The organism is Streptomyces sp. CNH287 (genome assembly GCF_000424825.1).
In genome coordinates this window covers 1-21494 of sequence record NZ_AUKQ01000012.1, presented here as the reverse complement: position 1 = coordinate 21494, position 21494 = coordinate 1, and the positions used below count along the sequence as shown (strand labels likewise).

The window sequence follows — 21494 nt, the reverse complement described above, 5'->3', positions numbered from 1 at the left end:
GGAGGGTACGGTCAGGGCCATGCCAGAGCAGCCGCCGGTCCCGCCCGCACCCCTCAGCCCCAGCGGCTCCGCCGCCGCGCCACGTCGCACCGGCCTGTTGGCGGCGGCCCTGGCGATCGGGCTGGTGCTCGGCGCCGCAGGTGTGGGCGTGGCCTGGGCGGTCACCGGCGGCGACACCGCGGAAACCTCCAAGCCAGGGCCGGCGGCCGACGCACGTGGCGCCTGCAACGCTCTCGCCGGCTTCGACGAGTCGGAGTACACGGCGAAGAAGGCCAACGAACGCTGGGTGGCCCACCACCGTTGGAGCGGTGCCTTCGACCTGTCCGCCGCAGCGGCTCGGGAAGACCGGGAGTACAAGCCGCTCTCGGACGCCCTCGCCCAGGCGCAGAAGCGTCACTCCAGCGTGTTCAAGTTCGACGCCGAGGTGAAGAAGTACCTGGCAGAGGCCCGCCGGATCTGCACGGACATCCGGTAGTCCAGGCGCGGACCCTCACGCGGCCCGCGCCCACGGGCTCACGAGTTCGCCCACGGTGCCGCGCGCAGCATCGGATACGCGGTCAGCAGCACCGCGAGCCGTGTGCCGTTCCCGCCGCCAAGGGCGGCCGGGTCACGCGTCCGGGCGGGCGTCGGTGATGTGCTGCATGTTCTCCTGGCCCCACTCGCCGAGCGGGGCGAGCGCGTCCATCAGCGAGCGTCCGAAGTCGGTCAGCGAGTACTCCACCTTCGGCGGCACCTCGTGATAGCTCTCGCGGTGCACCAGCCCGGCCGCGCCCAGCTCCTTGAGCTGGAGGATCAGCACCCGCTCGCTGATCCCGGCCACCGAGCGCCGCAGCTCGCCGAAGCGGCACGGCCCGTCCAGGAGGTCCCACAGGATGAGCGCCTTCCACTTGCCGCCCATCACGTCGAGCGCCGCGTCCAGCCCGCAGGTGTACGGCCGCTTCTGCATCACGCCTCCCTCGGTCTGCTGCCACCTACATTTTTGCCGGTACCCGACAAAATTGTAGGTACTTGATCAGAGTTCTGTGTGGCACCCAGCATGGACCCGACACCCACGGAACCCCAAGGACCGGAGCACACGCATGACCGACACCCCCGAACGCACCCCGGTGACCGTGATCGGCCTGGGCCTGATGGGCACCGCCCTGGCCGAGGCGTTCCTCGCGGCCGGCCACCCCACGACCGTGTGGAACCGCACCCCCGCCAAGGCCGCGCCCCTCATCGGCAAGGGCGCCGCGCACGCGGCGACGGTGGAGGCGGCGGTCACCGCGAGCCCGCTGGTCATCTCCTGCCTCTCCACGTTCGACGCCACCGCCGAAGCCCTGGAACCGGCCGGGCCCGCGCTCGCCGGACGGACGCTGATCACCCTGAACAGCGGCACCCCGGGCGGCGCCCGCACGATGGCCGCCTGGGCGGACGGACACGGCGCGCGCTTCCTCGGCGGCGCCGTCAAGAACGTGCCGGACGCCGTCGGCAAGCCGGACACGCTGCTCTACTACAGCGGCGACCGGTCGGTGTTCGACACCTACGAGCCGGTGCTGCGGGTGCTGGGCGGCGACACCGTCCACCTCGGGGAGGACGTGGACCTCGCGGCCCTGTACGAGGCGGCGGTGGGCGGCCTGCTGCTGCCCGCCCTGCTGGGCTTCTTCCAGGGTGCCGCGCTCGTGACGGAGCGCGGCATCCCGGCGAGCACGATGGTGCGGTACACCGTCAAGTGGCTGGAGATGATCTCCTCCGTCCTGCCGATGCTGGCCGAGGAGATCGACAGCGGCGACTTCACCCGGCCGTTCAGCACCGTGGGCGTCTTCCACGACGGCATCCCCTACGACCACGAGATCGGCCAGGAGGCGAACCTCGACACCTCCTGGCACGAGCCCCAGCACGAACTGCTGCGGCGGGCCGTCGCCGCCGGGCACCGGGAGCACAGCATCTCGGCGCTCATCGACATGCTGCGCGCGCCGCAGGCTCAGGGGTCCTCGGGGGCCGCGTAGCACCGTACGGTGACCGTCTGGGCGGGGCCCCACTGCTGCTCGACGGTCGCCAGCAGTGCCCAGCCCAGGTGCTCGTAGAGGGCGGCCGCCGAGGTGTCGGAGGCCACCACGTCCAGCACGGGGTGCAGCTCCAGCGCCCGCGCCTCCCGTACGGCGCGGGCCATCAGCAGCGCGCCGATGCCGTGGCCGCGCGCCGAGGGGGCGACGTACAGGCGGCTCACCACGGCGGTGCCCTCGACGGCGACACCCTCCCGCATGCTCCACAGGGCCGCCGCCACGTCGCCCTCCTCGCTGCGGGAGAGCCCGACGTGGCCGACGATCCGCCCGTCGAGTTCGGCCACCCAGGCGGCCAGCAGTGCCGGGTAGTCGAGCCAGGCGGCGGGCTTCTCGGGCCAGTTGACCGGATAGCCGTCCCGCTCGTGCACCCCGGCGAGCACCTCGACGCACACGTCCAGGTCGTGCGCCTGCCGGGGGCGCACCCGGCACTGCGGCAGCCCCTTAAGCACGCGGGCCCTCCACCGGCTCGCCGGGCTGTATGCCGGGGCGCGCGCCGCGCACCCAGCCGCGCTCCTCGCCCGCATCGATGAGCTGCCGCCCCGCCTCCCACAGCGTTCCGGAGGCGTCCTTGATGACGGCCTTGCGCGCCCGGACGTCGTCGGCGGTGACCCCCGGCGTACTCCATGTACCGCCCTGCGCCATCCAGTTGAGCAGCAGCGGCTGGAGCCGGTCCATCGCCTTGGCGAACCGCGCCTCGGGGGTGCGGCGCTCCTCGAACTCGTCCCACAACTCCCGTAGCCAGTGGGCCTGGTCGGCGGGCAGCAGCGCGAACAGCTCGTCGGCGGCGGCCACTTCACGCTCGCGCTGGTCCTTGCCCGCCTCCGCGTCGTAGAGCGGGGTGTCGCCCGCGTAGATCTCGATCAGGTCGTGCACCACGACCAGCCGCACCGTGTGGCCGATGTCGACCGGCTCGTCGGCGTGCTCGGCAAGGACGAGCACCATCATGGCCAGATGCCAGGAGTGCTCCGCGTCGTTCTCCAGGCGCCGGGCGGCGGCCAGCGGGGACCTGCGCAGCACCGTCTTCAGCGCGTCCACCTCCACCAGGAACGTGAACTGGTCGCGCAGCCGCGCGTCCAGCGTGTCCGGGAACGGTGACTCTGCCGCCAGGAGTCTGCGTTGATCGTCTGCCATGGCGCCATCGTGGCACGCGGGGAACCCGCGCGCGCCGCACTTTTCTGCCGACCGGCGGCGGCCCGCGTCGTGCGTGTGCTTCCCGCACCCTGGTGGCGCCGCACCGTGACTGCGAGAGTACTTTCGGTGTCTTCGCTGCTTTGGCCACCTGTTCGTACGCAGCCACTACGGTGTACCGGCGCCTGCCACGACCGATGAGGGGGACTCATGTCCGTGCCACCGCCTCCGCACCACCCCGGCGGCTGCGGAGCGCCCCCTCCGGCGGCGGCTCGCGATGCCCCGTACGAGGGCTCGGGCGGTGCCTCCGGCTGGGGTCCCAGCTCCGGCCGGGTCGCCGTACTCGCCGTGGTGACCGGGGTGCTGGCGCTGCTCATGGTGGCCTGGATCGTCTGGGAGGCGTACCACCCGGACCCGGACGCGGCGGACGGCAAGGACCCGGCCGGGACGGCGTACGCCCTGACGCTGCCGGACTCCCTGCTGGGCCAGAAGTACGCGCTCTCCCGCGACCTGTCCGCGAGCGCGGCCCGTACGCTGCCCCGCGACTCCGCGTTCGCCCGGCAGCTGGAGCCGACGGCGGGGGTGTACGCGGCGCCGTCCGGCGACGGCGAGTTCGTCTACCAGGGCGTCACCTCGACGCTGGCGGACCCCGCCTACCCGCGCTACGCGATTCTGGACGGCATGGCCGACGACCCGGGCGTGCGGATAGCCGTCCCGCGCAGGTCGTACAGCCCGGACGGGCGCGGGGAGATCGTGTGCGAGGTGCAGGTGCGGACCTCGCGGGACGGATCGGAGACGCTCCCCAGCTGCTCCTGGGCGGACCCGCACACGCAGGGCATCGTGCTGGACAGCAGCCCGGGGACCGTCGCGGCGGGCCCTGCCGAGGTCGACCTCGCGGCCCTCGCGGAGAAGGTGGCCCGCATACGCGACGAGGTCCGGGTGCCCGTCGCCACCTGAACGCACGGCGGGGGCTTCGGGGAACTACCGCTCCTCGAGAGCCCCACCACGCACCGAGGTCGCTATCCTTCGGGCGGGCAGCCCAACTGTCGGGGAGGGGCATGTGTCCGGTCTCAGCGGGACCGACCCGCGTCTGGTCGGTGACTATTCCATCGAAAGCAGACTGGGCGAAGGCGGCATGGGCCAGGTTTACCTGGGGAGATCACCTGGAGGCCGTGCAGTCGCGGTGAAAGTCGCCCGGGCAGAACTGGCTGCCGATCCCGAATTCCGGGTGCGCTTCCACCGCGAGGTCCAAGCGGCCCGTCGGGTCGGCGGTTTCCACACGGCGCAGGTGGTGGATGCCGACCCCGAAGCCGACCCGCCATGGATGGTCACTGCCTACATCCCCGGACGGCCCCTGGCTCAGGTGGTTACGGAGGACGGCCCGTTGAGCGAGAGCGCACTGCGTGCGCTAGGGGCAGCGCTTGCGGAAGCGCTGCGAGCCATCCACGGCTGCGGTCTGGTCCACCGTGACCTGAAACCATCCAACATCATGATGAGTGAGGACGGGCCGCGGGTTCTTGACTTCGGTATCGCCCGAGCCCTGGAGGGGACCGGGGTGACGGTGACCAGCGGAGTGATCGGCACCGCTGGATTTCTCTCACCCGAGCAAATCACCGGGAAGCAGGTGGGGCCGGCATGCGATCTGTTCGCGCTGGGAGCCGTCTTGGTACACGCGGCAGGTGGCCGGGCCTTCGGTGAGGGCTCGCCGATGGCCCTGATGTACCGGGCCGCACACATCGATGCGAACGTATCCGCCCTCCCCCCGTCCCTGCGGTCTGTCGCCGCACGCTGCCTCCAGCGCGCTCCGTCCGATCGGCCAACCACGGCCGAGGTCCTAGCCTCGTTGTCCCCCGTCGGCATGGCCTGCACGACGACTGCGGGGGTGGGCAGCGCCGCGGGGGACCTCCCCACGCGGAGTCGCAGCTCCGCGGTACATCCGCCCACAGAGCTTGACCCGGCCGCCAGGTGTCGGAACCCCGTCGCATCAGCGGATTTCCAACCGTTCTGGTTCGCGGTACCGGAGCGCCGTGAACTGACCGACGAAGAAGGCAACCCCCTGACGCCGACAGAACACCTGGAAGCAGGCAGCTGGCATCTCGCCGTCGGCCGGCAAGGCCCCGCCCTCCTCGTACACACACCCCACGGCCGCAGACTCCTCCACCACACGACCGGCATCGAGCGTGGTTGACCCGCAGCACCCGCGCTCGCCTTCCCCACCACGCGGGGAGCGTGCGTGCATGGCACCGCCCCACAGACGAGACTTCGGGACCACTCGTCCAGGTCACACGTCCTAAACCGCCACCGCGACCGGGCCCCCGTCGCCCTGGCCCCCGCCGCCTCGGCACACGGCCCCCGCCACGCGGGCGAGGGCCGCCAGCGCCCGGGAGCGGCTGTGCTGCGGCCAGGCCAGCACCAGCGTGACGGGCGGGGCGTCGCGCACCGGGACGCACACCAGCGCACGCGGGATCAGCCCGATGGCGGACTCCGGCAGCAGCGCCACGCCCGCGCCGGAGGAGACGTAGTGCATCAGCAGCCCGAGATCGCGCACCATCCTGCCGTCCGGCCCGGGCGGGCCCTCCGGCCCCGGCGAACCCGGGATCGGCGGGTCCGGGTCCGGCTCCAGGTCCGGGGCCTGCGCGTGCGGGATGTGCGGCGCCGGGTCGGGGCCGGGCTCGGCGGGTCTGCGCGGCAGCACCTCGTGCTCCAGGTCGGCGAGCAGCACGCTCTCCCGCCCCGCCAGCCGATGGCCCGGCCGCACCACCACCAACTGCCGTTCCACCCGCAGTTCTTCGGTGTCCAGCCCGGTCATGTCGTTGCACGGCAGGTGCAGCAGCGCGGCGTCGGCGCGGCCGTCGTGCACCATGGCGACCCGTTCGTCCGTGGAGTGGACGACCTCGACCGGCACCGCCTCGGGCTCGGCCCGGAAGGCGCTGAGGATGCCGGGGAGCAACCCCGCATCCGTACCCGCCTTCACGGCGAGCACCAGGGCGGGTGCGGCGCGGCCCGCCCGCTGCGCGCGGCGCGCCGCACCGGCGATCGCGTCGAGGGCCCGGGTGCCGTCGCGCAGCAGCACCTCGCCCGCCGCCGTGAGCGCGACCTGGCGGCTGGTGCGCTCGAACAGGGCCACGCCCAGCCGCCGTTCGAGCTGCTGGATCGCCCGGGACAGCGGCGGCTGCGCGATGCCCAGCCGCTCTGCGGCCCGCCCGAAGTGCAACTCCTCGGCGACCGCCACGAAGTAGCCCAGCACCCTGGTCTCCAACAGGTCCATACCGTCAGGGTATCCGCCCAGACCCACCTGGTCCTGGGCATTCCCCCACTCCGCTGCGACGCTGAAGCCATGGACCTCAACACGCACACAGCGGGACGAACCGCCCTGGTGACCGGCGCCGCACGGGGCATCGGACGGGAGATCGCCGCCGGGCTGAGCGCGCTCGGGATGACCGTGCTCCTCGGCGTACGGGACCTGGAGCGGGGCGCCGAGGCGGCCGGCAAGCTGCGGGCGGAGGCGGAGGCGGCGGGGCCGGGCCCGGAGCCGGGCGAACTGCACGTGCTGCGGCTGGATGTGACCGACGAGGACTCGGTGCTGGAGGCCGCCGCGGACGTCGAGCGGCGCTTCGGCCGCCTGGACGTACTGGTCAACAACGCGGGCGTCGCCGGGGACGTGCCGAGCCAGCTGCCCGGTACCGCCGATCTGGCCACGGTGCGCGAGGTGTTCGAGACGAACGTGTTCGGGGCGCTCCTGGTGATCGAGGCGATGCTGCCGGTGCTGCGGCGCGCACCGTCCGCGCGGATCGTCAACATGTCGTCGAGCGTGGGCTCACTGGGCCTGATGAGCGACCAGGGCCACTACTTCGCGCAACTGCCCGCGCTGCTCGCGTACGCGCCGTCCAAGACGGCGCTCAACCAGCTCACCGTGCAGTACGCCAAGCAGCTGCGGCCGGAGGGCATCCTCGTCAACGCGGCCGACCCGGGCGCCTGCGCCACCGACTTCACCGCCTCGGTCCGCGGCCTGACCCGTACGGCGGCCGACGGCGCGGTGATCGCGATCCGGCTCGCGACACTGGACGACGCGGGTCCCACCGGCGGCTTCTTCGCGGACGCCGACCGGGTGCCGTGGTGACGAGTCCGCCGCCGCGCACCGCTCGCCGCGCACGGGGACGGCGAGCGGTGCGCGGGCGGTGGCGGGCGGCGGCATGGTCACGGCACGCCCAGCAGCCGCAGCAGCGCCGTGACCCCCGCCGCCGTCAGCACCACGGCCACGAACGGCAGCCGCCGCCAGGCCAGCACCCCGCCCACCGCGACCCCGGCCGGGCGGGCGTACCCGGCGAAGTCCGCGCCCTCGCTCAGCGCCGTGGTGGCCACGAGCGCGGCGAGGAGGACGAGCGCGGCGGTCGTCATCAGCTCCTCCGCGCGCCCGGACACGCTCATCCGGTCCCGCAGCAGCGGTCCGGCGAAGCGGAACGCGAAGGTCCCGGCCGCCAGCACCAGTACGGCCGCCAGCAGTACGGCGGTGCTCCCGCTCATCGCGCCTCCTCCGCCGCCTCGGCCGGTGCCCCGGGCGCGGGCGCGGTCCCCTCGGCGCCGCCGCCGACCGCGTCCACCCGCTCCGTCCGCCCAGGCCCGCCAGACCCGACAGGCCCGCCAGACCCCCCGTACCCGCCAGGCCGCCGCCGCACCAGGGCGAACAGCGCGACCAGCGCCAGCAGCACCGGCAGCCCCGCCGGCAGGAACGGCGTCGCGGCGAGCGCGATCACCGCACCGGTCAGCGCCGCCGTACGCCGCGCGCCCGCGCCCCGCTCCCGCAGCTGCGGCAGGACCAGCGCCAGCAGCACGGCCGGGAACATCGCGTCGAGCCCGAAGACGTCGGTGTCGTGCACCACCGTGCCCAGCAGCGCGCCCGCCAGAGTGCCCAGCGGCCAGCACAGCAGGATGCCGAGCCCGCAGGCCCAGAAGGCGGCCCGGCGCCGCTCCGCGTCCCGCTGGCCGAGGGCGAAGACGAGGGACTCGTCGTTGAGCAGGTGGCTGCCGAACGCCCGCCGCCAGCCACGCCCCAGCACGTCGCTGACCGCCAGCCCGAACGGCAGGTGCCGGGAGTTGACCAGCAGTCCCGCGACGGCCGCCGCGACCGGGCTGCCGCCCGCGGCCACGATGCCCACGAACAGGATCTCCGAGGCCCCGGCCAGCACGAGCACGGACAGGACGAGCGGCAGCCAGAGGTCCAGCCCCAGCCCGACGCTGATCGCGCCGTACGACATGCCCACGACCCCGTCGGCCAGGCACACCAGCGCGATGTCCCGGCGCAGGGCGGGGTCCAGGGCACGCGGGGGGTGCGGCGCACCGGGGGTTCGCCATATCGAACGCATGCCTTCTAGACTGGACGAGAAGACGGCGTTCGGCAAATCGAACGTATCGACTCGTACGACGAACGATCCGGCCCAGTCCGAACGGAGCCCCCGCATGCCCCCGCAGCACGGCGAACAGACACCCGCCCGGGAGCACGGCGGCGCCCCCCTCGCGGCCATCGCCGCCGCCCTCCAGCGGGAGCGCCGGCGTGCCGGGCTGTCACTCGCCGAGGTCGCCCGGCGGGCGGGCATCGCGAAGTCGACCCTGTCGCAGCTGGAGTCCGGCGGCGGCAACCCGAGCGTCGAGACGCTCTGGGCGCTGAGCGTGACCCTGGACGTGCCGTTCGCGCACCTGGTCGAGCCCCCGCGTCCGACCGTCCAGGTCATCCGGGCGGGCGAGGGCCCCGGCATCGCCGCCGAGCGCTCCCACTACCTGGCCACCGTGCTCTCCACCGCGCCCCCGCACACCCGCCGCGACCTGTACCTCATCCACGCCCAGCCCGGCGCGCCCCGCGAGTCCGAGCCGCACATGCCCGGCGTCGTCGAACATGTCGTGCTCAGCACCGGCCGCGCCCTGGTCGGCCTGCTCGACGACCCCGTCGAGCTGCGGCCGGGCGACTACACCGCCTACCCGGGCGACCTCCCGCACGTCTTCAGCGCCCTGGAGCCCGACACCGCGGCCGTCCTCGTCTCCGAGCACAGCTGAGTCCGGGCCGGCCGGGCGGCCTCGGCATGCCGGGAGCGCCGCGGTGGTGCCCACCGCGGCGCTCCCGCCCCCGATCCCGTGCCGCTACGGCGCGGCCACGAGCTTCCTGATGGTCATCGGCTCGGCGAGCACCTCGTCCAGCACCGCCCGCACGTGCCGGAAGTGGGGCGTCGTGAAGTGCGCGGCCAGCGCCTCCGGGCCCGTCCACTCCTCGACGACTGCCCACCGGGCCGGGTCGTTGGGGTCCGCGTAGGGGCGGTACGAGAGGCAGCCCGGCTCCTCCAGCGACGGCTCGATCATCGCCTCCAGCGCGGTGCGGATGCGGGCCTCCCGGCCGGGGGCGGCCAGGAAGTGGGCGATCACGGTGAGCGTCATGACGGGTGAACTCCTGTGCTGCGAGCGGAGGTTGGGGGTGCGCTGTCGAGCGGGACGGCCGATCGTCCCGCACCGCACTGTGCGCACCACACTCTGGGCGCCCGCAGCCCGCCCGCCCAGCGCCGTCGGCTGCCTGGGACACCGGAGCCTGGTCACCCCGCGACCAGGCTCCGGACTCCCCCCGGGCACACGGCCGGGCCATACTCGCCGCATGGCACTGGACCGGCGTACCGAACTGGGCGAGTTCCTCAGATCACGACGGGCCCGGCTGCGACCCGAGGAACTGGGGCTGCCGCACTACGGAGGCCGCCGCCGCGTCCCCGGCCTGCGCAGGGAGGAGCTGGCCCAGCTCGCCGGGGTCAGCATCGACCACTACGTCCGGCTGGAGCAGGGCCGCACCCTGCACTTCTCCGAGGCCGTACTCGACGCGGTGGCCCGCGCGCTGCGCCTGGACCCGGTCGAGCGCGGGCACCTCTACCGGCTGGCCCGCCCCTGGCCGGGCCCGGAGACGCCCCCGGCCGGCGAGCGGCCCGCCGACCCTTCCGCCGACCCTTCCGCCGCGCCTTCCACCGAGCCGGTCCGCGAGCGGCAGCACGTACGGCCGGGGCTGCGGCGGCTGCTGGACTCGGCGTCCGACGTACCGGCGTACGTCGTCGGCCGCGACACCGACGTGCTGGCCTGGAACGGGCTCGCGGCGGCCCTGATCACGGACTTCGGCGCCCTCCCGCCCCACGAGCGCAACCTCGCCCGCCTGGTCCTGCTGGACGAGGGCATGCGCAGCCTGTACGCCGACTGGCACGGCAAGGTGGGCGACATCGTCGCGTACCTGCGCCTGGACGCCACGCGCCATCCCGGCGACGCCCGTACGGCCGCGCTGCTGGACGAACTCACCCGCCGCAGCCCGGAGTTCCGCACCGCGTGGGCGGCGCACGAGCTGAAGGACAAGACGCACGGGCGGTACGCGTACCGGCATCCGGCCGTCGGCGACCTGGACCTGGGCTTCGAGACCCTGCGCCTCCCGGACGACCCGGACCAGGCGCTCATCGCCCACACCGTGGAGGCGGGCTCCCCGTCCGAGACGGCGCTGCGGCTGCTGGCGGGCTGGGCCCAGCCCCGCGACGGCGAGCCGGTGCGCTGACGGGGCCGCCGCGCCCTGCCGAGGCGGCTCGCGCCGCCGCTCAGCCCCGCGCCGCCGCTCAGCCGCCCTGCCGGATCGCCCGCCCCCACACGCCCCGGAACTCCTCGCGGGTGATCACGGCCGCCGTGAACTCCTCCTGCGCCCGCACCTCCTCTATCGACCCGACGGGAATCTCGCCCAGCCCCGCCCCGCCCGCCCCGCCGTGCTCGTCCGCCCAGGCGAGCCGCCCGTCCCGGAACTCCTCGACCTTGCGCGCCTCGTAGCCGTCCGGGCCGATCTCGCTGTAGAGGACGGCGGGTTCGTCCGGGTGGTCGTGGTGCCAGTGGACCCGCCAGTAGTCCATGATCGATTCGCGTGAGGCCGCCGTCGGCGCGGCCAGCACCGCCAGCAGATGGTCCAGATACCGACGGGACCAGACGTCGAGCGCCGCCTTGGCCAACTGCCCGACCGGCCACAGCACGGTGTGGACCGGCTGGCCCGCCTCCACCAGCTCGACCAGCGCTCGCAGTTGGCTGCTCCGGCACTCCGTGTCCTCCTCCTCCCAGGCCGCCAGCGCCAGGTTCGTGGCCAGCAGCACCGCCTGCCGCGCCGGGTACTCCGCCGCGCCGCGCACCACCTCCTCGGCCCCGGCCACCCGCTCCCCGGGATCGGCCGACAGGACCCTCCCGACGAGCCGCACCGCGTCCGGGAAGTCCGCGTCCGCGTCGCCGTACCCGCCCATGCCCGTCACCATCGCGCGACCACCTCCCGTTGCTCCCGCCTCACCCACCGGCCTGCCCCGGACACGGCCCGGGCGCGGCCCACCACGGAAAACCAGCGGGCACACCCACCCCGACCCTGGCACGATGACGAGTCGCCCCACCACCTCACCCGCCATCCCTCCCCGAAAGGGCCCGCACCGATGCTCCCCGTCGAGACCTTCCTCCAGCTACGCGAACGCCGCTTCGCCTACCGCGACTTCGGCGGCGACGGGACGCCCGTACTGGCCCTGCACGGGCACTTCGGCCGCAGCCGCATCTTCGCCCCGCTGGCCGCCTCGCTCGCCGGACGCCACCGCGTCGTCGCCCTCGACCTGCGCGGCCACGGCCTCTCCGACCACGGCGGCGACTACACCCCCGAGGCGTACGTCCAGGACGCCGCCGACCTGCTGCACGCCCTCGACCTGGCCCCGGCCGCCGTACTCGGCCACTCCATGGGCGGCGCCGTCGGCTACCTCCTCGCCGCGCGCCACCCGGACCTGGTCTCCTCCCTCGTGGTGGCCGACATGACCGTCCGCAACCACGAACCCGAGACCCGCCCCGTACTCGACATCACCGGCTGGCCCCGCCGCACCGCCACCCGCGACGCGCTGCGCGCCGCGATCGAAGCCCGCGGCATCCCGGACGCGAGCTACTTCCTGGAGAGCGCCCACGAGTTCCCCGACGGCTGGGGCCTGCTCTTCGACACCGACGGGATGATGGCCTCCCAACACGCCCTGACCGGCGACTTCTCCGCCGACTGGACCGCGTCCCGGCAGCCCGCGCTGCTGCTTCGCGGCGCCGAGAGCTTCCTCCTCACCCCGCACACCGCACGCTGGATGGCCACCGCGCGCCCGCACACCGAACTGGTCGAACTCCCCGGCTGCGGACACTGGCTCTACGCGGACGACCCCGCCGCCTTCGCCGCCGCCGTGGGCAGCTTCCTCGACCGGACCGCCCCGACGCCGTGACGGGCTGACTGCTGCGGTCACCTGCGCGAGGCAGCGGAGGTACCGACGTGCCGCTGCGCCTCAGCGGTAGCCGGCCAGTCCGTCCGCGAGTTCTTCCTCGTCGCCGTCGCGGAGCGCGGAGAGGGCCTGCTGCAAGGCGAACGTGCCACGGATCGCGGCGATGCGGGTGCGGAGTCCGTGCTGTGACCCGCCGCCCAGGGCGAGCACCCGCTCCAGGAACTGCGGGCCGTAGCTGGCGCCGATGGCGGCGAGGTCCTCGGCCGGGTCGCCGAGCGTGACCTCGTCCCAGTCGAGTACTCCCGAGAGGTGCGGCAGGCCCTGCGTCCACTCCCAGAGGACGTTCTCGGCACCGAGATCGCCGTGCACCACCGCCCCGGTGCGGTGGGGGAGGCCGTCGAGTGCGGTGAGTTCGCGCTCGGCCCGCAGGCGCCCGCCCTCGGACATGAGCGGGAACAGCTCCGCGCGTACGTGCTCCGCGAACTGCCGCCACTGGCCTTCCGCCGCCTGCGGGAGTACCGCCCGTACCGTCTCCTCGGCGCCGGCACGGGCCAGACCGGACAGCAGCGCGGCGTACTGCGCCGCGACGGTGGCGGCCACCTGGGCATCGCCGAGGGCACCGGGCTCCAGCGGTTCCCCGGGGATGCGGCTGAGCACCAGGAACGGCCCCTCGTCGGCGCCCGGCAGGCTGTCCTGGAGCAGCGGCTCCGGTGTACGGAAGCCGAGGTCGAGTCCGGCCAGGGCGCGCAGGACGGCCGCCCGCTGGGGCAGGCGGGCGGCTGCCGCCGGGGTGCGCGGCAGGCACACGACCCGGTCCGAGCCCATGACCACCAGGTGGAACTGACCCTGACGCTCCGTCAGCTCAGCCGGTTCGTCGTCAGGCAGCAGGCGGGTCAGCAGGGCGCGCTGCGTCGTGCGGATACTCAAGGGTGTCCTCTGGATGCTCTCGACGGGCCGGAGACGATTGTGCACGAAGCACCGGCAGCCGCGCCGCACACCCGCCCCGGAGCACGCCCTGCTCCGCCCCGCACGTCGCGCCTCGGGCCGGAGGGCGCAGCGGTCAGCCCACGTCCTGCACCGGGGCGCTGCTGCGTCCATGGCGCCGGCCGCTCAACTCGGCGTCCAGCGTCTGCTGTGCAGCGCTCATGGCCTCGGCGTACACGGGATTCTGCAGCCGCTGCCACATCTGATCCTCCGAGAGGTCCTCGATGTGGCTGGTCACCCACCAGATGTTGGCGAAGGGGTCCTTGAGGCGCCCTCCCCGCTGCCCGAACGCGTCATCGGCCGGCGAAGTGACGACCTGGCCGCCGGCTTCGAGGGCCTGCGCGAAGGTCTCGTCCACGTCGGCCACGAACACGTTCAGCAGACTCGGCATGGCGGGCCAGTCCGCCTGGCGGTCGAAGGCCATCACGACGGTGTCGCCGACGCGGATCTCCGCGTGCCCGATCGAGCCGTCCTCGGTCGCCACCCTCGACAGTTCCTCGCCGCCGAACGCCCGGGTGACGAAGTCGAGGAATCCGCCCGTGTCCTCGGTGACCACCCAGGGCGAAACGGTGGTGTACCCCTGCGGGGCGGGGTGGGTCGACTCAGGCATGGCGGTCCTTTCGAAGGCGTCTGTCACCGGCAAGCTAGTGAGCGTTCCGGTCATCTTCTGTCCTCGATCCGGCGCGGGCGGCCCGGGCCAGCGACGCGGACCTCCGGGTCGCCCCTCCTTGAGGTAGGTGAGGCCGTCCACACCGTCGAAGGACCCGGCGTCCGCCCCCTCGAACCAGACGTGCCGCGCCGAGGCGTACGGCACTGCCCGGTCCAGCAGCACGGCCCGCGGCAGGCCCGCCCACTCCAGGTTGGCCACCGCCCGCGTCGGGGCGCCGGGGTGGAACGCTTTGCCGAAGCACTCGTGGAAGGACGTGAGGCCGCTGACGTGCAGCGCCCGCTCGCCCTCCTCGGCCTCGGCGCCATGGGCACCGCCTTCGCCCGCGTCTGGCTCGCCGCCGGCCACCCGCTCACCGTCTGGAACCGCACGAGGGGCAAGGCGGACGCCCTCGCCGCCGAGGGCGCGACCGTCGCCGCACCGCGGCCGAGGCGGTGGCCGCCAACGACCTCGTGGTGCTCTGCCTCCTCGACGACACCTCCGTGGACGACACGCTGGCCGACGCCGACCTGACCGGCAAGGACCTGGTCAACCTCACCACCACCACCCCGGCCCAGGCCCGCACCCGCGCCACCTGGGCGCAGGAGCGCGGCGCCCGCTTCCTGGACGCCGGGATCATGGCGGTCCCGCCCTCTTCGACACCCACCAGGCAACGCTGGCCAAACCCGTGGGCACCACGTACGCCGGTGCGGAGCCCGGCGCCGCCGCCCTGTACGACGCCCGCGCACCTGCACGACGGGGACTACACCAAGGACGTCGTCAACAACCTCGGCATGATGGTCGCGGCCAACTCCACCCTGCTGAACACGGCGGAGAGCCAGGGCGTGAGCACCGAGCTGATGACCCCGTACATGAACCTGATGGCACAGCGCCTCGCCGACGGCCACGCCGACGAGGGCGGCACGGGCGTCGTGGACGAACTGCTGCGCTGACGAGGTCGGCGGGGACGCGTGCCCAGCGAGACCGTGGCGGGTCACGGCCATCCCCTGGCCGTGACCCGCCACGGTCTTCCGTCCCCGACCCGAGCCCCGCCCCGCCTACGCGGCGACGTCCCAGCACGCGGGATCGTCCACCGTCTCCGTCCCCAGCTCGCACCACGTGTACTTGCCCCGCACGCCGCCCACTTCGCCCCCCAGCGGGAACCACCCCCACCGGTCCGCGTACACCTTGACCAGCAGCAGCCCCCGCCCGCCCTCCTCCTCGGCACCGGGGCTGCCGGGCAGCGGCGGCTGCGGCTCGGTGTCCCACACGCCCAGGCGCAGCGTCCCGTGCGAACGGCGCAGCCGCAGCGAGGCGGGCCCGGCGGAGTACAGATAGGCGTTGGTCAGCAGCTCGGAAGCCAACAGCACTGCCGTGTCCAGCAGTTGGGGCAGCTCGTTGCGCACGAGGACGGCGTGCAGCGTGGCCCGCGCGACGCCGATGGCGCGGGCGTCATGGGGTACGTACAGCGTGCAGGCCCAGCGTTCGGGGGACACATGCCGCCCAGAAACCAGCCCACCGCCCGCCAGGAAAGGCTGGGCACCGAGCTTCGGAAGCTACGGGAAGCGGCAGGCATGACCGCGCGGGAGGCCGCCGCGCTCCAGGGCACCAATCCCATGCAGATGAGCCACATGGAGACCGGCCGCGCGGGCATCAGCGAGGCCCGGCTGCGCAGACTCGCCTCGCACTACGCCTGCCCGGACAACGCCTTCGTGGACGCCCTGGTCGCCATGGCGACGGACCGCACCCGTGGCTGGTGGGAGGAGTACCGGGGCATCCTGCCGCCGGGTTTCCTCGACCTGGCCGAACTGGAGCACCACGCCACGTTCCTGCGTGGTGTGGACATCGCGCACGTCCCCGGGTTGTTCCAGACCGAGGCCTACGCCGCAGCGGTCTTCTCCTACACCGTCCCCGAACTGCCTCGGGGCGACCTCGCCGCATGGGTCGCGCACCGGATGCACAGACGATGCGTCCTCGAAGGCACCGCTGCCCTCACCTATGATGCGCTGGTCCACGAGGCAGCACTCCGAACCAAGGTGAGTGACCGGGGCATCGCGCGGCAACAGCTGCGCCAAATCCTGGACTTGTCGGAAGCTGACCACGTCACCGTCCGCGTCATCCCATTCGTGGTGGACGGCTTCGCCGGAGCCGGGTGCGCGATGCTCCATGTGGGCGGCATGGTGCCCAAACTCGACACAGTGCAGCGCGACGCCCCGTACGGCAGCGGATTCGTCGACGCGGAACCGCAGCTGGCCCGCTTCCGTGCGCTCTATCTCCGGGCCCAGTACACCTCGCTGGAGCCCGGCCCGTCACAGGATCTCATTCACCACATCGCACGAGAACTCTGAGGCCTCCCAAATCGCGGTTGCCGATACGGGCATCGCCCTGAGCGAAAGCGACACCCCAACCGAGATCATCGTCACCACTCCCACGGCCCTCGCCCGCCTCATACTCCACCTGAAGGCGACCTGACCACCGCGACCACGACTGCGCACCCGCCAACCCCGCTACGCGACCAGTGCCCCCGCGTAACCGACGAACCTGACGGGAAGAACTGGATATGGCGCATCACTCTTGGCAGAAATCTTCGTTCTCAGGCGGCGGCGACGGCAACAACTGCGTCGAAGTGGCAGCGGCCAGCACCGCCGCCTCCATAGCCCTGCGGGAGAGCGCCACCCCCGGGGAGACCATCCGCACCACACCGACCGCGCTCGCCGCCCTCATCCGGCACCGCAAGTCCGCCTGACGGCCGGGACCGCTGCCGCGCCTGCGGGCACCCGCTACGCGACGAGCGCGCGCGCCTTCGTGAACGCCTCAACCATCTCCGCCTCGCCGATGTACGGCGGCTTCTTCCCGGGCCGGTAGAGCGAAATCGGCTCGGCCAGCGCGTCGAACACCTCGGTACCGAAGAACTCCTCGACGAGCATGCTCTCGACCCGGCCCAAAAGCTTCATCGATCGATTCTCGCCGGACACGTACAAATCGATCAGAAAAATCAGCGTAGCGTTCGCGCTCACGAAATCACCCCACGGCTCATCGGCACACATCCGGCAATCCACCACCGACCACGGTATCCCACCCCTGCCAGCGCCCCACCGACGGGTCGCACCGCCGCCCCCATAAACACGCAGGGTTCTGAATTGTGCGCGCTTCATCCTCCCAGGCCCGACCGGGGCGGGCGGGGCGTCTGGCGGGGCCACGCCACACCGGCGTGCTCCGCAGCCGCGGCCCGGAACGCCTCGGCCAGCGCACTTCCCGGATAGGTGCCGAACACCGGGAACTTCGCTCGGTAATAGCAGGACCAGTAGCTCACCAATCGCCGTTCTGTCCGCGCGGAGAACGACGCGTTCCGGCTGAGGCAATCCCCGTACATTTCCCGCTGGGGCGACCCCGGCACGTCAAGTCCGGGCAGCCCCCGGCGGATCGACTCCAGGATCTCCACCACGTACTCACCGGCCAACTGCACGACGAACGGCGCCACCCACGGCTCACCCGAGCCCACGAGCTGCTCCAGTCGACGCTGCCGAACCCGGCCATCGCTGCTCCGCGAGTACAGGCAGTCCAGAATCAAGCGCTGGGTCCCGGTGAGGGAACGCTCGGCGCCGACGTCCGGCTCGTCGTGGTAGATCCGCCCGGGAATGGTGACCGGCTCACCCTGCACCAGGACTTGGAACGGCCGGACCGGCGGAAACTCAGCGGCGGGCAGGACAGCGAGCACGCTCCGTACGTCCCCGGCGAGCCGAACGGGGAAGGCCGCCACCAGTGCGTCAGCACTGCCCGACCCAGCCCGAGAACCCTGCACCAGCCCAGCGTAGACGGCCCGCGCACCGCTGGTCCGCCGGACCGGAAACGTGATCGCGAGGGACGGAGCGGGTTCTCACTCCATGCGGTGGGCGGCATGCTCAGGACGCCGGCACGGACCGTCAGTACCAGGACATCGTCATCCCCGCGTCCGCCCGAACGGCCGCACTGTACGCCTCCTTGAGGGCGAGGAAGTACAGCGTGAAGTACTCCTCGTCGTCGACGCCGTCCGGACCCCCACCCCGTGAACGATCTCGTCGCCGTCGAGCCCCAGCGCCTCCAGCCCTTCGTGGGGGCCAAAACCGCTGACGAGATCCTGGAAACCCTCACCACCTGCTGCACACGAATTAACTGCTCAGGACGCTAGTGTCCTGCGCCGGAAATCCTGGCGATATATTTCGATAACGAGTTGAGGATCTCGTCGGCGCTCTTGGTCCATGTGGGTGCGGATGTCGGCCTCGAGCGCTTGGACCGATCGGTGGGTCCCTCGGCGGATGAGCTTGTCGGTGAGGTGCCCGAACCACCGCTCGACCTGATTGATCCAGCTGGAGCCAGTCGGTGTGAAGTGGACCTGGAATCGGGGGTGCCGTCCGAGCCAGGCTCTGATGGCGGGCGTTTTGTGGGTGGCGTAGTTGTCACAGATCAGGTGAACGTCGAGTTCAGCCGGCACTGCCTTGTCTATCTTGACCAGGAATTTCTTGAACTCCACGGCCCGATGGAGGCGATGAAGGGAGCTGATGACGCTCCCGTTTTCGATGTCGAACGCGGCGAACAGGCTGGTCACGCCGTGCCGTTGGTAGTCGTGGGTGCGCCGCTCCGGCATGCCGGGCATCATCGGCAGGGCCGGCTGCGTGCGGTCCAGAGCCTGCACCTGGGACTTCTCGTCCACACACAGCACCACCGCCTTCTCCGGCGGGTGGTGATAAAGGCCGACGACATCAACGACCTTCTCCACGAACTGCGGATCCGCGGACAGCTTGAACGTGTCCTGGACGTGCAGCTTGAGGTCGAACTGCCGCCAGATCCGGCCGATCGTCGACTTCGACAGGCCGGTCCGCTCGGCCATCGACGCCCGCGACCAGTGCGTGGCATCACGCGGCGACGTCTCCAGCGTGGCAACGACAACTTCCTCGACCCGGTCGAGGAGGATCGACGGTGGCCGGCCCGGACGCAGTACGTCGGCCAGACCTTCCAGCCGCAGCTCAACGAACCGGCGTCACCACCGGGCCACAGTGGACACCGAGGTCCCCAGCCGGGCGGCGACCCGTTTGTTCGACGTGTCCTCGGCGCACGCCAGCACGATCCTCGACCGCAACGCCAAAGCCCGCGAGGACTTCGCCCGACGGGCCCAACGCGTCAGCTGTTCACGTTCAAGATCACTCAGAACCAGGCCCGTCTTCGGCCGTCCCGGCCGGTCAGAGTCCGCCAGGCCCTCCAGCCGCGACTCCGAAAGCCGCTTACGCCACTTGCCGACCGTCATAGCCGACACACCCAAGTCATCGGCGACCCGTGCGTACACAACATCCGGCTCGGCACACCGCAGCACAATGCGCGCCCGGACAGCCAATCTAGACGCCCCCTGTGACCAGCGCACCAACTGGTCACGCTCGCCAGCGGTCAACACGAACTCGACGGAAGAACGTCCCGGAAACGACATCCTGAAACCGTAGCAACTTAACGCCAGAATTTCCGGCGCAGGACACTAGGTTGATAGCTACGCAAGAGTAGAGTCGCGTGACTGACAGAGCATTGCCAAACTTGAAACTTTCCCAGCTTTGATCTTCTGCGTGTCAGAGTCGACTCATTCACCACTTACTAAAGTCACACATGCCAATACGGTTGTTCGCCATCTTCTCCCCTCTTCACTATGCCGACTTGTGCACCAAATTCGATGAGCGTCGATGCAGCATCCAGTTTCCGTTCCTGTGCAGCCAGGAGCAGAAGAATCACCCGTGCTCGATCAAGTCCTCAATTGCTTCGCGAAGCCATCCATAGAAATCCGCGTACCGCTTCCGCTGCTCGTAACCCGGACTCGAAAAGTCATGGATCAAGACGACGTCACCTGCGACCAGGTCCCAGCAGGCAACATCGTCGTTGTCCTCACGTCGGGCGAAAGGAATGAGCTTCCTGTCGGGGAATCGTGTCTTCAATCCTGACACCCGCGTACGCAGTTGCTGCCCGTCGAAAACCCACCACGGCTCCAGATTTACAAGTCCGAGTTCAACGACGCGAAGAAATTCGGAAGGGTATGAGAATCCCTCCGGAAGTTCTTCTTGCACAAGCAGATCAGATTCGAATGTGTATGCCTCTCTTCCATCTGTCATATACGAAAACCTGCCGCTGCTGACGCCATCCGTCCTTGCGCCCTGACAGCACAGCAGCAATCCATCGTTTCCAAAGTGCCCAAACCAGAACGATCGCGGGCGCACCCGCCGGTCGCTGGACTTCAAGCTGGCAAGCCGCACCACGCGACTACGGACGAGAAGCCGCGAATCAGTCATGAGAATCGTGATCTACGACTGGAGTAAAAACTCTGAGACGGCCGAGAACTTCCACCGAACCACGTACTGCTCCAGTAAGTTCGCGATAGCTCTTCGCTCGCCGGTGCTCTCACAACTCCTCGGGTACCAACCCGTCTACGCGCGCGGATACTCACGCCTTCAGGAATCACGTGCAACAAGTTCCATCAAGCCCAGTTCCTCCAAAGAAGGCACCAGTCGCTGCATATACCAGCCAAAGTCACAGAACCTCGACCCCGGTAGGTGTTTTCGATTTATTTCAACCATAAAAGATACTTCAGTTCGTCCAGGGTGAAAGAGAAAATCTCCTCCCGTCTCTCGGTCATCCAAATAAACTGAGATACCGAAACTGGTACCCTCAACGTCCGCAGCATCCGCTTCGTGAATGACGTGCTCGATCTCGCTCTCAGCGACTCGCACCCAGTCGAAACTCTGATCCGAGTCGACCACATACGAGATCATGCCGCCATTCGCCGTGCGAATCCCCTCCCGCGAAAGTCTATCCAGAACAGCCGACACGGTTACTGGCCGTTCGAACACGAAATCAATGTCGGCACTCCTACTCATATCATTCACGCACCTCTAACTAGCAGGAATCACTCGATGAGGGATTCCCTTCTTGTCCAGCCACTTAGTAACACTCTCAGGAATCTGCTTCTCCGATATAACCATATAGTCAATACCCTTCTCAACTGCTATTCCAAATTTCTGACCTTCCGTAGACAGAAATTTAGCCATCCGCTTCGGGTTCGCCTCAAGGTTATCCCAAAAATTCCCAGACTTCGCCTCGTACCAAGTCCCATGCCCGGTCGCCCTGTCGATGAATGCGCCGTCGAACTGCCGACCCATTTCGGAGAATCCTCCGCCGCCGCCCAACTCTTCTAGCAGGTGGGCTTCGTATGCATCCCCATACTCTTGAGCAACTCTTCCTCTGCTTTTCTGAGCCTTGGACTCCTCCGAGCATTCGCCTGGCGCCAGACCTAGAACGTCGGTCCAGGTGTGGGGGTTGGGGACGTATGCGAGGGGGTTGGGGGCTGGGGACAGGCCGAGGGGGTCGGGGGTGGTGTAGCGGGCCGTGGTGGGGTCGTAGTGGCGGTGGAAGTTG

Annotated in this window: 26 protein-coding genes and 2 pseudogenes; 11 read left to right on the top strand and 17 right to left on the bottom strand. The window is 70.7% G+C overall.

The window, feature by feature from the left end; all coding sequences use genetic code 11:
* The first annotated feature begins 19 nt into the window (after positions 1-19).
* Entirely contained in the window at positions 20-475 is a 456-nt protein-coding gene (locus H299_RS0112910) for a hypothetical protein (RefSeq protein ID WP_486587259.1), read from the top strand.
* A gap of 132 nt (positions 476-607) precedes the next feature.
* On the opposite strand, the gene H299_RS0112905 is transcribed toward H299_RS0112910, so the two are convergent.
* On the bottom strand, positions 608-946 hold the full coding sequence (locus H299_RS0112905) for a winged helix-turn-helix transcriptional regulator (RefSeq protein WP_027748750.1): 339 nt from the start codon (positions 944-946) through the stop codon (positions 608-610).
* A 133-nt stretch (positions 947-1079) separates the two neighbouring features.
* On the opposite strand from H299_RS0112905, the gene H299_RS0112900 reads away from it, so the two are divergent.
* Positions 1080-1988: an imine reductase family protein gene (locus H299_RS0112900; RefSeq protein ID WP_027748749.1), complete on the top strand. Its 909-nt coding sequence runs from the start codon at positions 1080-1082 to the stop codon at positions 1986-1988.
* On the opposite strand, the gene H299_RS0112895 is transcribed toward H299_RS0112900, so the two are convergent.
* Together H299_RS0112895 and H299_RS33860 are read right to left on the bottom strand one after the other, a co-directional pair.
* Positions 1964-2425, bottom strand: a complete 462-nt coding sequence (locus tag H299_RS0112895) for a GNAT family N-acetyltransferase (protein ID WP_486587264.1) — start codon at positions 2423-2425, stop codon at positions 1964-1966. The two genes, H299_RS0112900 and H299_RS0112895, sit on opposite strands and share 25 nt — an antisense overlap.
* 61 nt (positions 2426-2486) lie before the next feature.
* Positions 2487-3176 (bottom strand): HD domain-containing protein, encoded by a 690-nt coding sequence (locus H299_RS33860; RefSeq protein ID WP_051262412.1) that lies wholly within the window; start codon positions 3174-3176, stop codon positions 2487-2489.
* Between the two features lie 207 nt (positions 3177-3383).
* Here H299_RS33860 and H299_RS0112885 point away from each other — a divergent pair, with 207 nt between their 5' ends.
* Positions 3384-4130, top strand: a complete 747-nt coding sequence (locus tag H299_RS0112885; protein ID WP_027748747.1) for a hypothetical protein — start codon at positions 3384-3386, stop codon at positions 4128-4130.
* Positions 4131-4233: 103 nt separating this feature from the next.
* Positions 4234-5361: a serine/threonine-protein kinase gene (locus H299_RS33855; RefSeq protein WP_486587258.1), complete on the top strand. Its 1128-nt coding sequence runs from the start codon at positions 4234-4236 to the stop codon at positions 5359-5361.
* 102 nt (positions 5362-5463) lie between these two features.
* Here H299_RS33855 and H299_RS33850 read toward each other — a convergent pair whose 3' ends face one another.
* Positions 5464-6441 (bottom strand): LysR family transcriptional regulator, encoded by a 978-nt coding sequence (locus H299_RS33850; protein WP_051262410.1) that lies wholly within the window; start codon positions 6439-6441, stop codon positions 5464-5466.
* 69 nt (positions 6442-6510) lie between these two features.
* Here H299_RS33850 and H299_RS0112870 point away from each other — a divergent pair, with 69 nt between their 5' ends.
* Positions 6511-7293 (top strand): SDR family NAD(P)-dependent oxidoreductase, encoded by a 783-nt coding sequence (locus H299_RS0112870; RefSeq protein WP_027748746.1) that lies wholly within the window; start codon positions 6511-6513, stop codon positions 7291-7293.
* Positions 7294-7370: 77 nt separating this feature from the next.
* Here the strand turns inward: H299_RS0112870 and H299_RS0112865 are convergent, their stop codons facing one another.
* Together H299_RS0112865 and H299_RS33845 are read right to left on the bottom strand one after the other, a co-directional pair.
* Positions 7371-7697 carry an AzlD domain-containing protein gene (locus tag H299_RS0112865; RefSeq protein ID WP_027748745.1) on the bottom strand — a complete coding sequence of 109 codons (327 nt, stop codon included), beginning with the start codon at positions 7695-7697 and terminating at the stop codon, positions 7371-7373.
* Positions 7694-8536, bottom strand: a complete 843-nt coding sequence (locus H299_RS33845) for an AzlC family ABC transporter permease (RefSeq protein ID WP_078512692.1) — start codon at positions 8534-8536, stop codon at positions 7694-7696. The genes H299_RS0112865 and H299_RS33845 overlap by 4 nt, the downstream gene beginning before the upstream one ends.
* A gap of 94 nt (positions 8537-8630) precedes the next feature.
* On the opposite strand from H299_RS33845, the gene H299_RS0112855 reads away from it, so the two are divergent.
* Positions 8631-9221 carry a helix-turn-helix domain-containing protein gene (locus H299_RS0112855; protein WP_027748744.1) on the top strand — a complete coding sequence of 197 codons (591 nt, stop codon included), beginning with the start codon at positions 8631-8633 and terminating at the stop codon, positions 9219-9221.
* An 84-nt stretch (positions 9222-9305) separates the two neighbouring features.
* Here H299_RS0112855 and H299_RS0112850 read toward each other — a convergent pair whose 3' ends face one another.
* The gene (locus tag H299_RS0112850; RefSeq protein WP_027748743.1) at positions 9306-9596 is read right to left on the bottom strand and encodes a putative quinol monooxygenase; all 291 of its coding nucleotides are present in this window, start codon (positions 9594-9596) and stop codon (positions 9306-9308) included.
* A 211-nt stretch (positions 9597-9807) separates the two neighbouring features.
* Here H299_RS0112850 and H299_RS0112845 point away from each other — a divergent pair, with 211 nt between their 5' ends.
* Positions 9808-10734, top strand: a complete 927-nt coding sequence (locus H299_RS0112845) for an MmyB family transcriptional regulator (RefSeq protein WP_037758889.1) — start codon at positions 9808-9810, stop codon at positions 10732-10734.
* 58 nt (positions 10735-10792) lie between these two features.
* On the opposite strand, the gene H299_RS40410 is transcribed toward H299_RS0112845, so the two are convergent.
* Entirely contained in the window at positions 10793-11467 is a 675-nt protein-coding gene (locus H299_RS40410; RefSeq protein WP_486587257.1) for a DUF6881 domain-containing protein, read from the bottom strand.
* A gap of 168 nt (positions 11468-11635) precedes the next feature.
* Between H299_RS40410 and H299_RS0112835 the strand changes: the two genes are divergently transcribed.
* Positions 11636-12442: an alpha/beta fold hydrolase gene (locus H299_RS0112835; protein ID WP_027748740.1), complete on the top strand. Its 807-nt coding sequence runs from the start codon at positions 11636-11638 to the stop codon at positions 12440-12442.
* Positions 12443-12502: 60 nt separating this feature from the next.
* On the opposite strand, the gene vph is transcribed toward H299_RS0112835, so the two are convergent.
* Together vph and H299_RS40405 are read right to left on the bottom strand one after the other, a co-directional pair.
* Entirely contained in the window at positions 12503-13366 is an 864-nt protein-coding gene (gene vph / locus H299_RS0112830; RefSeq protein ID WP_027748739.1) for a viomycin phosphotransferase, read from the bottom strand.
* A gap of 133 nt (positions 13367-13499) precedes the next feature.
* A complete protein-coding gene (locus tag H299_RS40405) occupies positions 13500-14033 on the bottom strand; it encodes a VOC family protein (RefSeq protein WP_027748738.1) in 534 nt (177 codons plus the stop codon).
* 363 nt (positions 14034-14396) lie between these two features.
* Between H299_RS40405 and H299_RS33840 the strand changes: the two are divergent.
* Positions 14397-15022, top strand: a pseudogene (locus tag H299_RS33840) (NAD(P)-binding domain-containing protein).
* A 105-nt stretch (positions 15023-15127) separates the two neighbouring features.
* On the opposite strand, the gene H299_RS33835 reads toward H299_RS33840, so the two are convergent.
* Positions 15128-15565 (bottom strand): ATP-binding protein, encoded by a 438-nt coding sequence (locus H299_RS33835; protein WP_051262409.1) that lies wholly within the window; start codon positions 15563-15565, stop codon positions 15128-15130.
* Here H299_RS33835 and H299_RS0112810 point away from each other — a divergent pair, their 5' ends adjacent.
* Positions 15566-16417, top strand: a complete 852-nt coding sequence (locus H299_RS0112810) for a Scr1 family TA system antitoxin-like transcriptional regulator (RefSeq protein ID WP_027748737.1) — start codon at positions 15566-15568, stop codon at positions 16415-16417.
* A 212-nt stretch (positions 16418-16629) separates the two neighbouring features.
* Complete coding sequence (locus H299_RS38305; protein WP_078512690.1) at positions 16630-16815, top strand: DUF397 domain-containing protein; 186 nt, start codon at positions 16630-16632, stop codon at positions 16813-16815.
* A gap of 34 nt (positions 16816-16849) precedes the next feature.
* Here the strand turns inward: H299_RS38305 and H299_RS0112800 are convergent, their stop codons facing one another.
* The 6 genes and pseudogenes from H299_RS0112800 to H299_RS38295 all read right to left on the bottom strand — a co-directional run.
* Positions 16850-17023: a hypothetical protein gene (locus H299_RS0112800; protein ID WP_158692320.1), complete on the bottom strand. Its 174-nt coding sequence runs from the start codon at positions 17021-17023 to the stop codon at positions 16850-16852.
* 197 nt (positions 17024-17220) lie between these two features.
* Positions 17221-17787, bottom strand: coding sequence for a hypothetical protein (locus H299_RS33830; RefSeq protein ID WP_486587256.1), 567 nt, complete (start codon positions 17785-17787; stop codon positions 17221-17223).
* Positions 17788-18233: 446 nt separating this feature from the next.
* Positions 18234-19527 (bottom strand): annotated as a pseudogene (locus tag H299_RS33825) (IS630 family transposase).
* Between the two features lie 289 nt (positions 19528-19816).
* Complete coding sequence (locus H299_RS38300) at positions 19817-20371, bottom strand: hypothetical protein (RefSeq protein ID WP_199782438.1); 555 nt, start codon at positions 20369-20371, stop codon at positions 19817-19819.
* 159 nt (positions 20372-20530) lie between these two features.
* Entirely contained in the window at positions 20531-20929 is a 399-nt protein-coding gene (locus tag H299_RS39590; protein ID WP_158692319.1) for a hypothetical protein, read from the bottom strand.
* A 42-nt stretch (positions 20930-20971) separates the two neighbouring features.
* Positions 20972-21494 (bottom strand): RHS repeat-associated core domain-containing protein (locus H299_RS38295; RefSeq protein ID WP_486587255.1); only part of this gene is annotated, 523 nt, incomplete at its 5' end.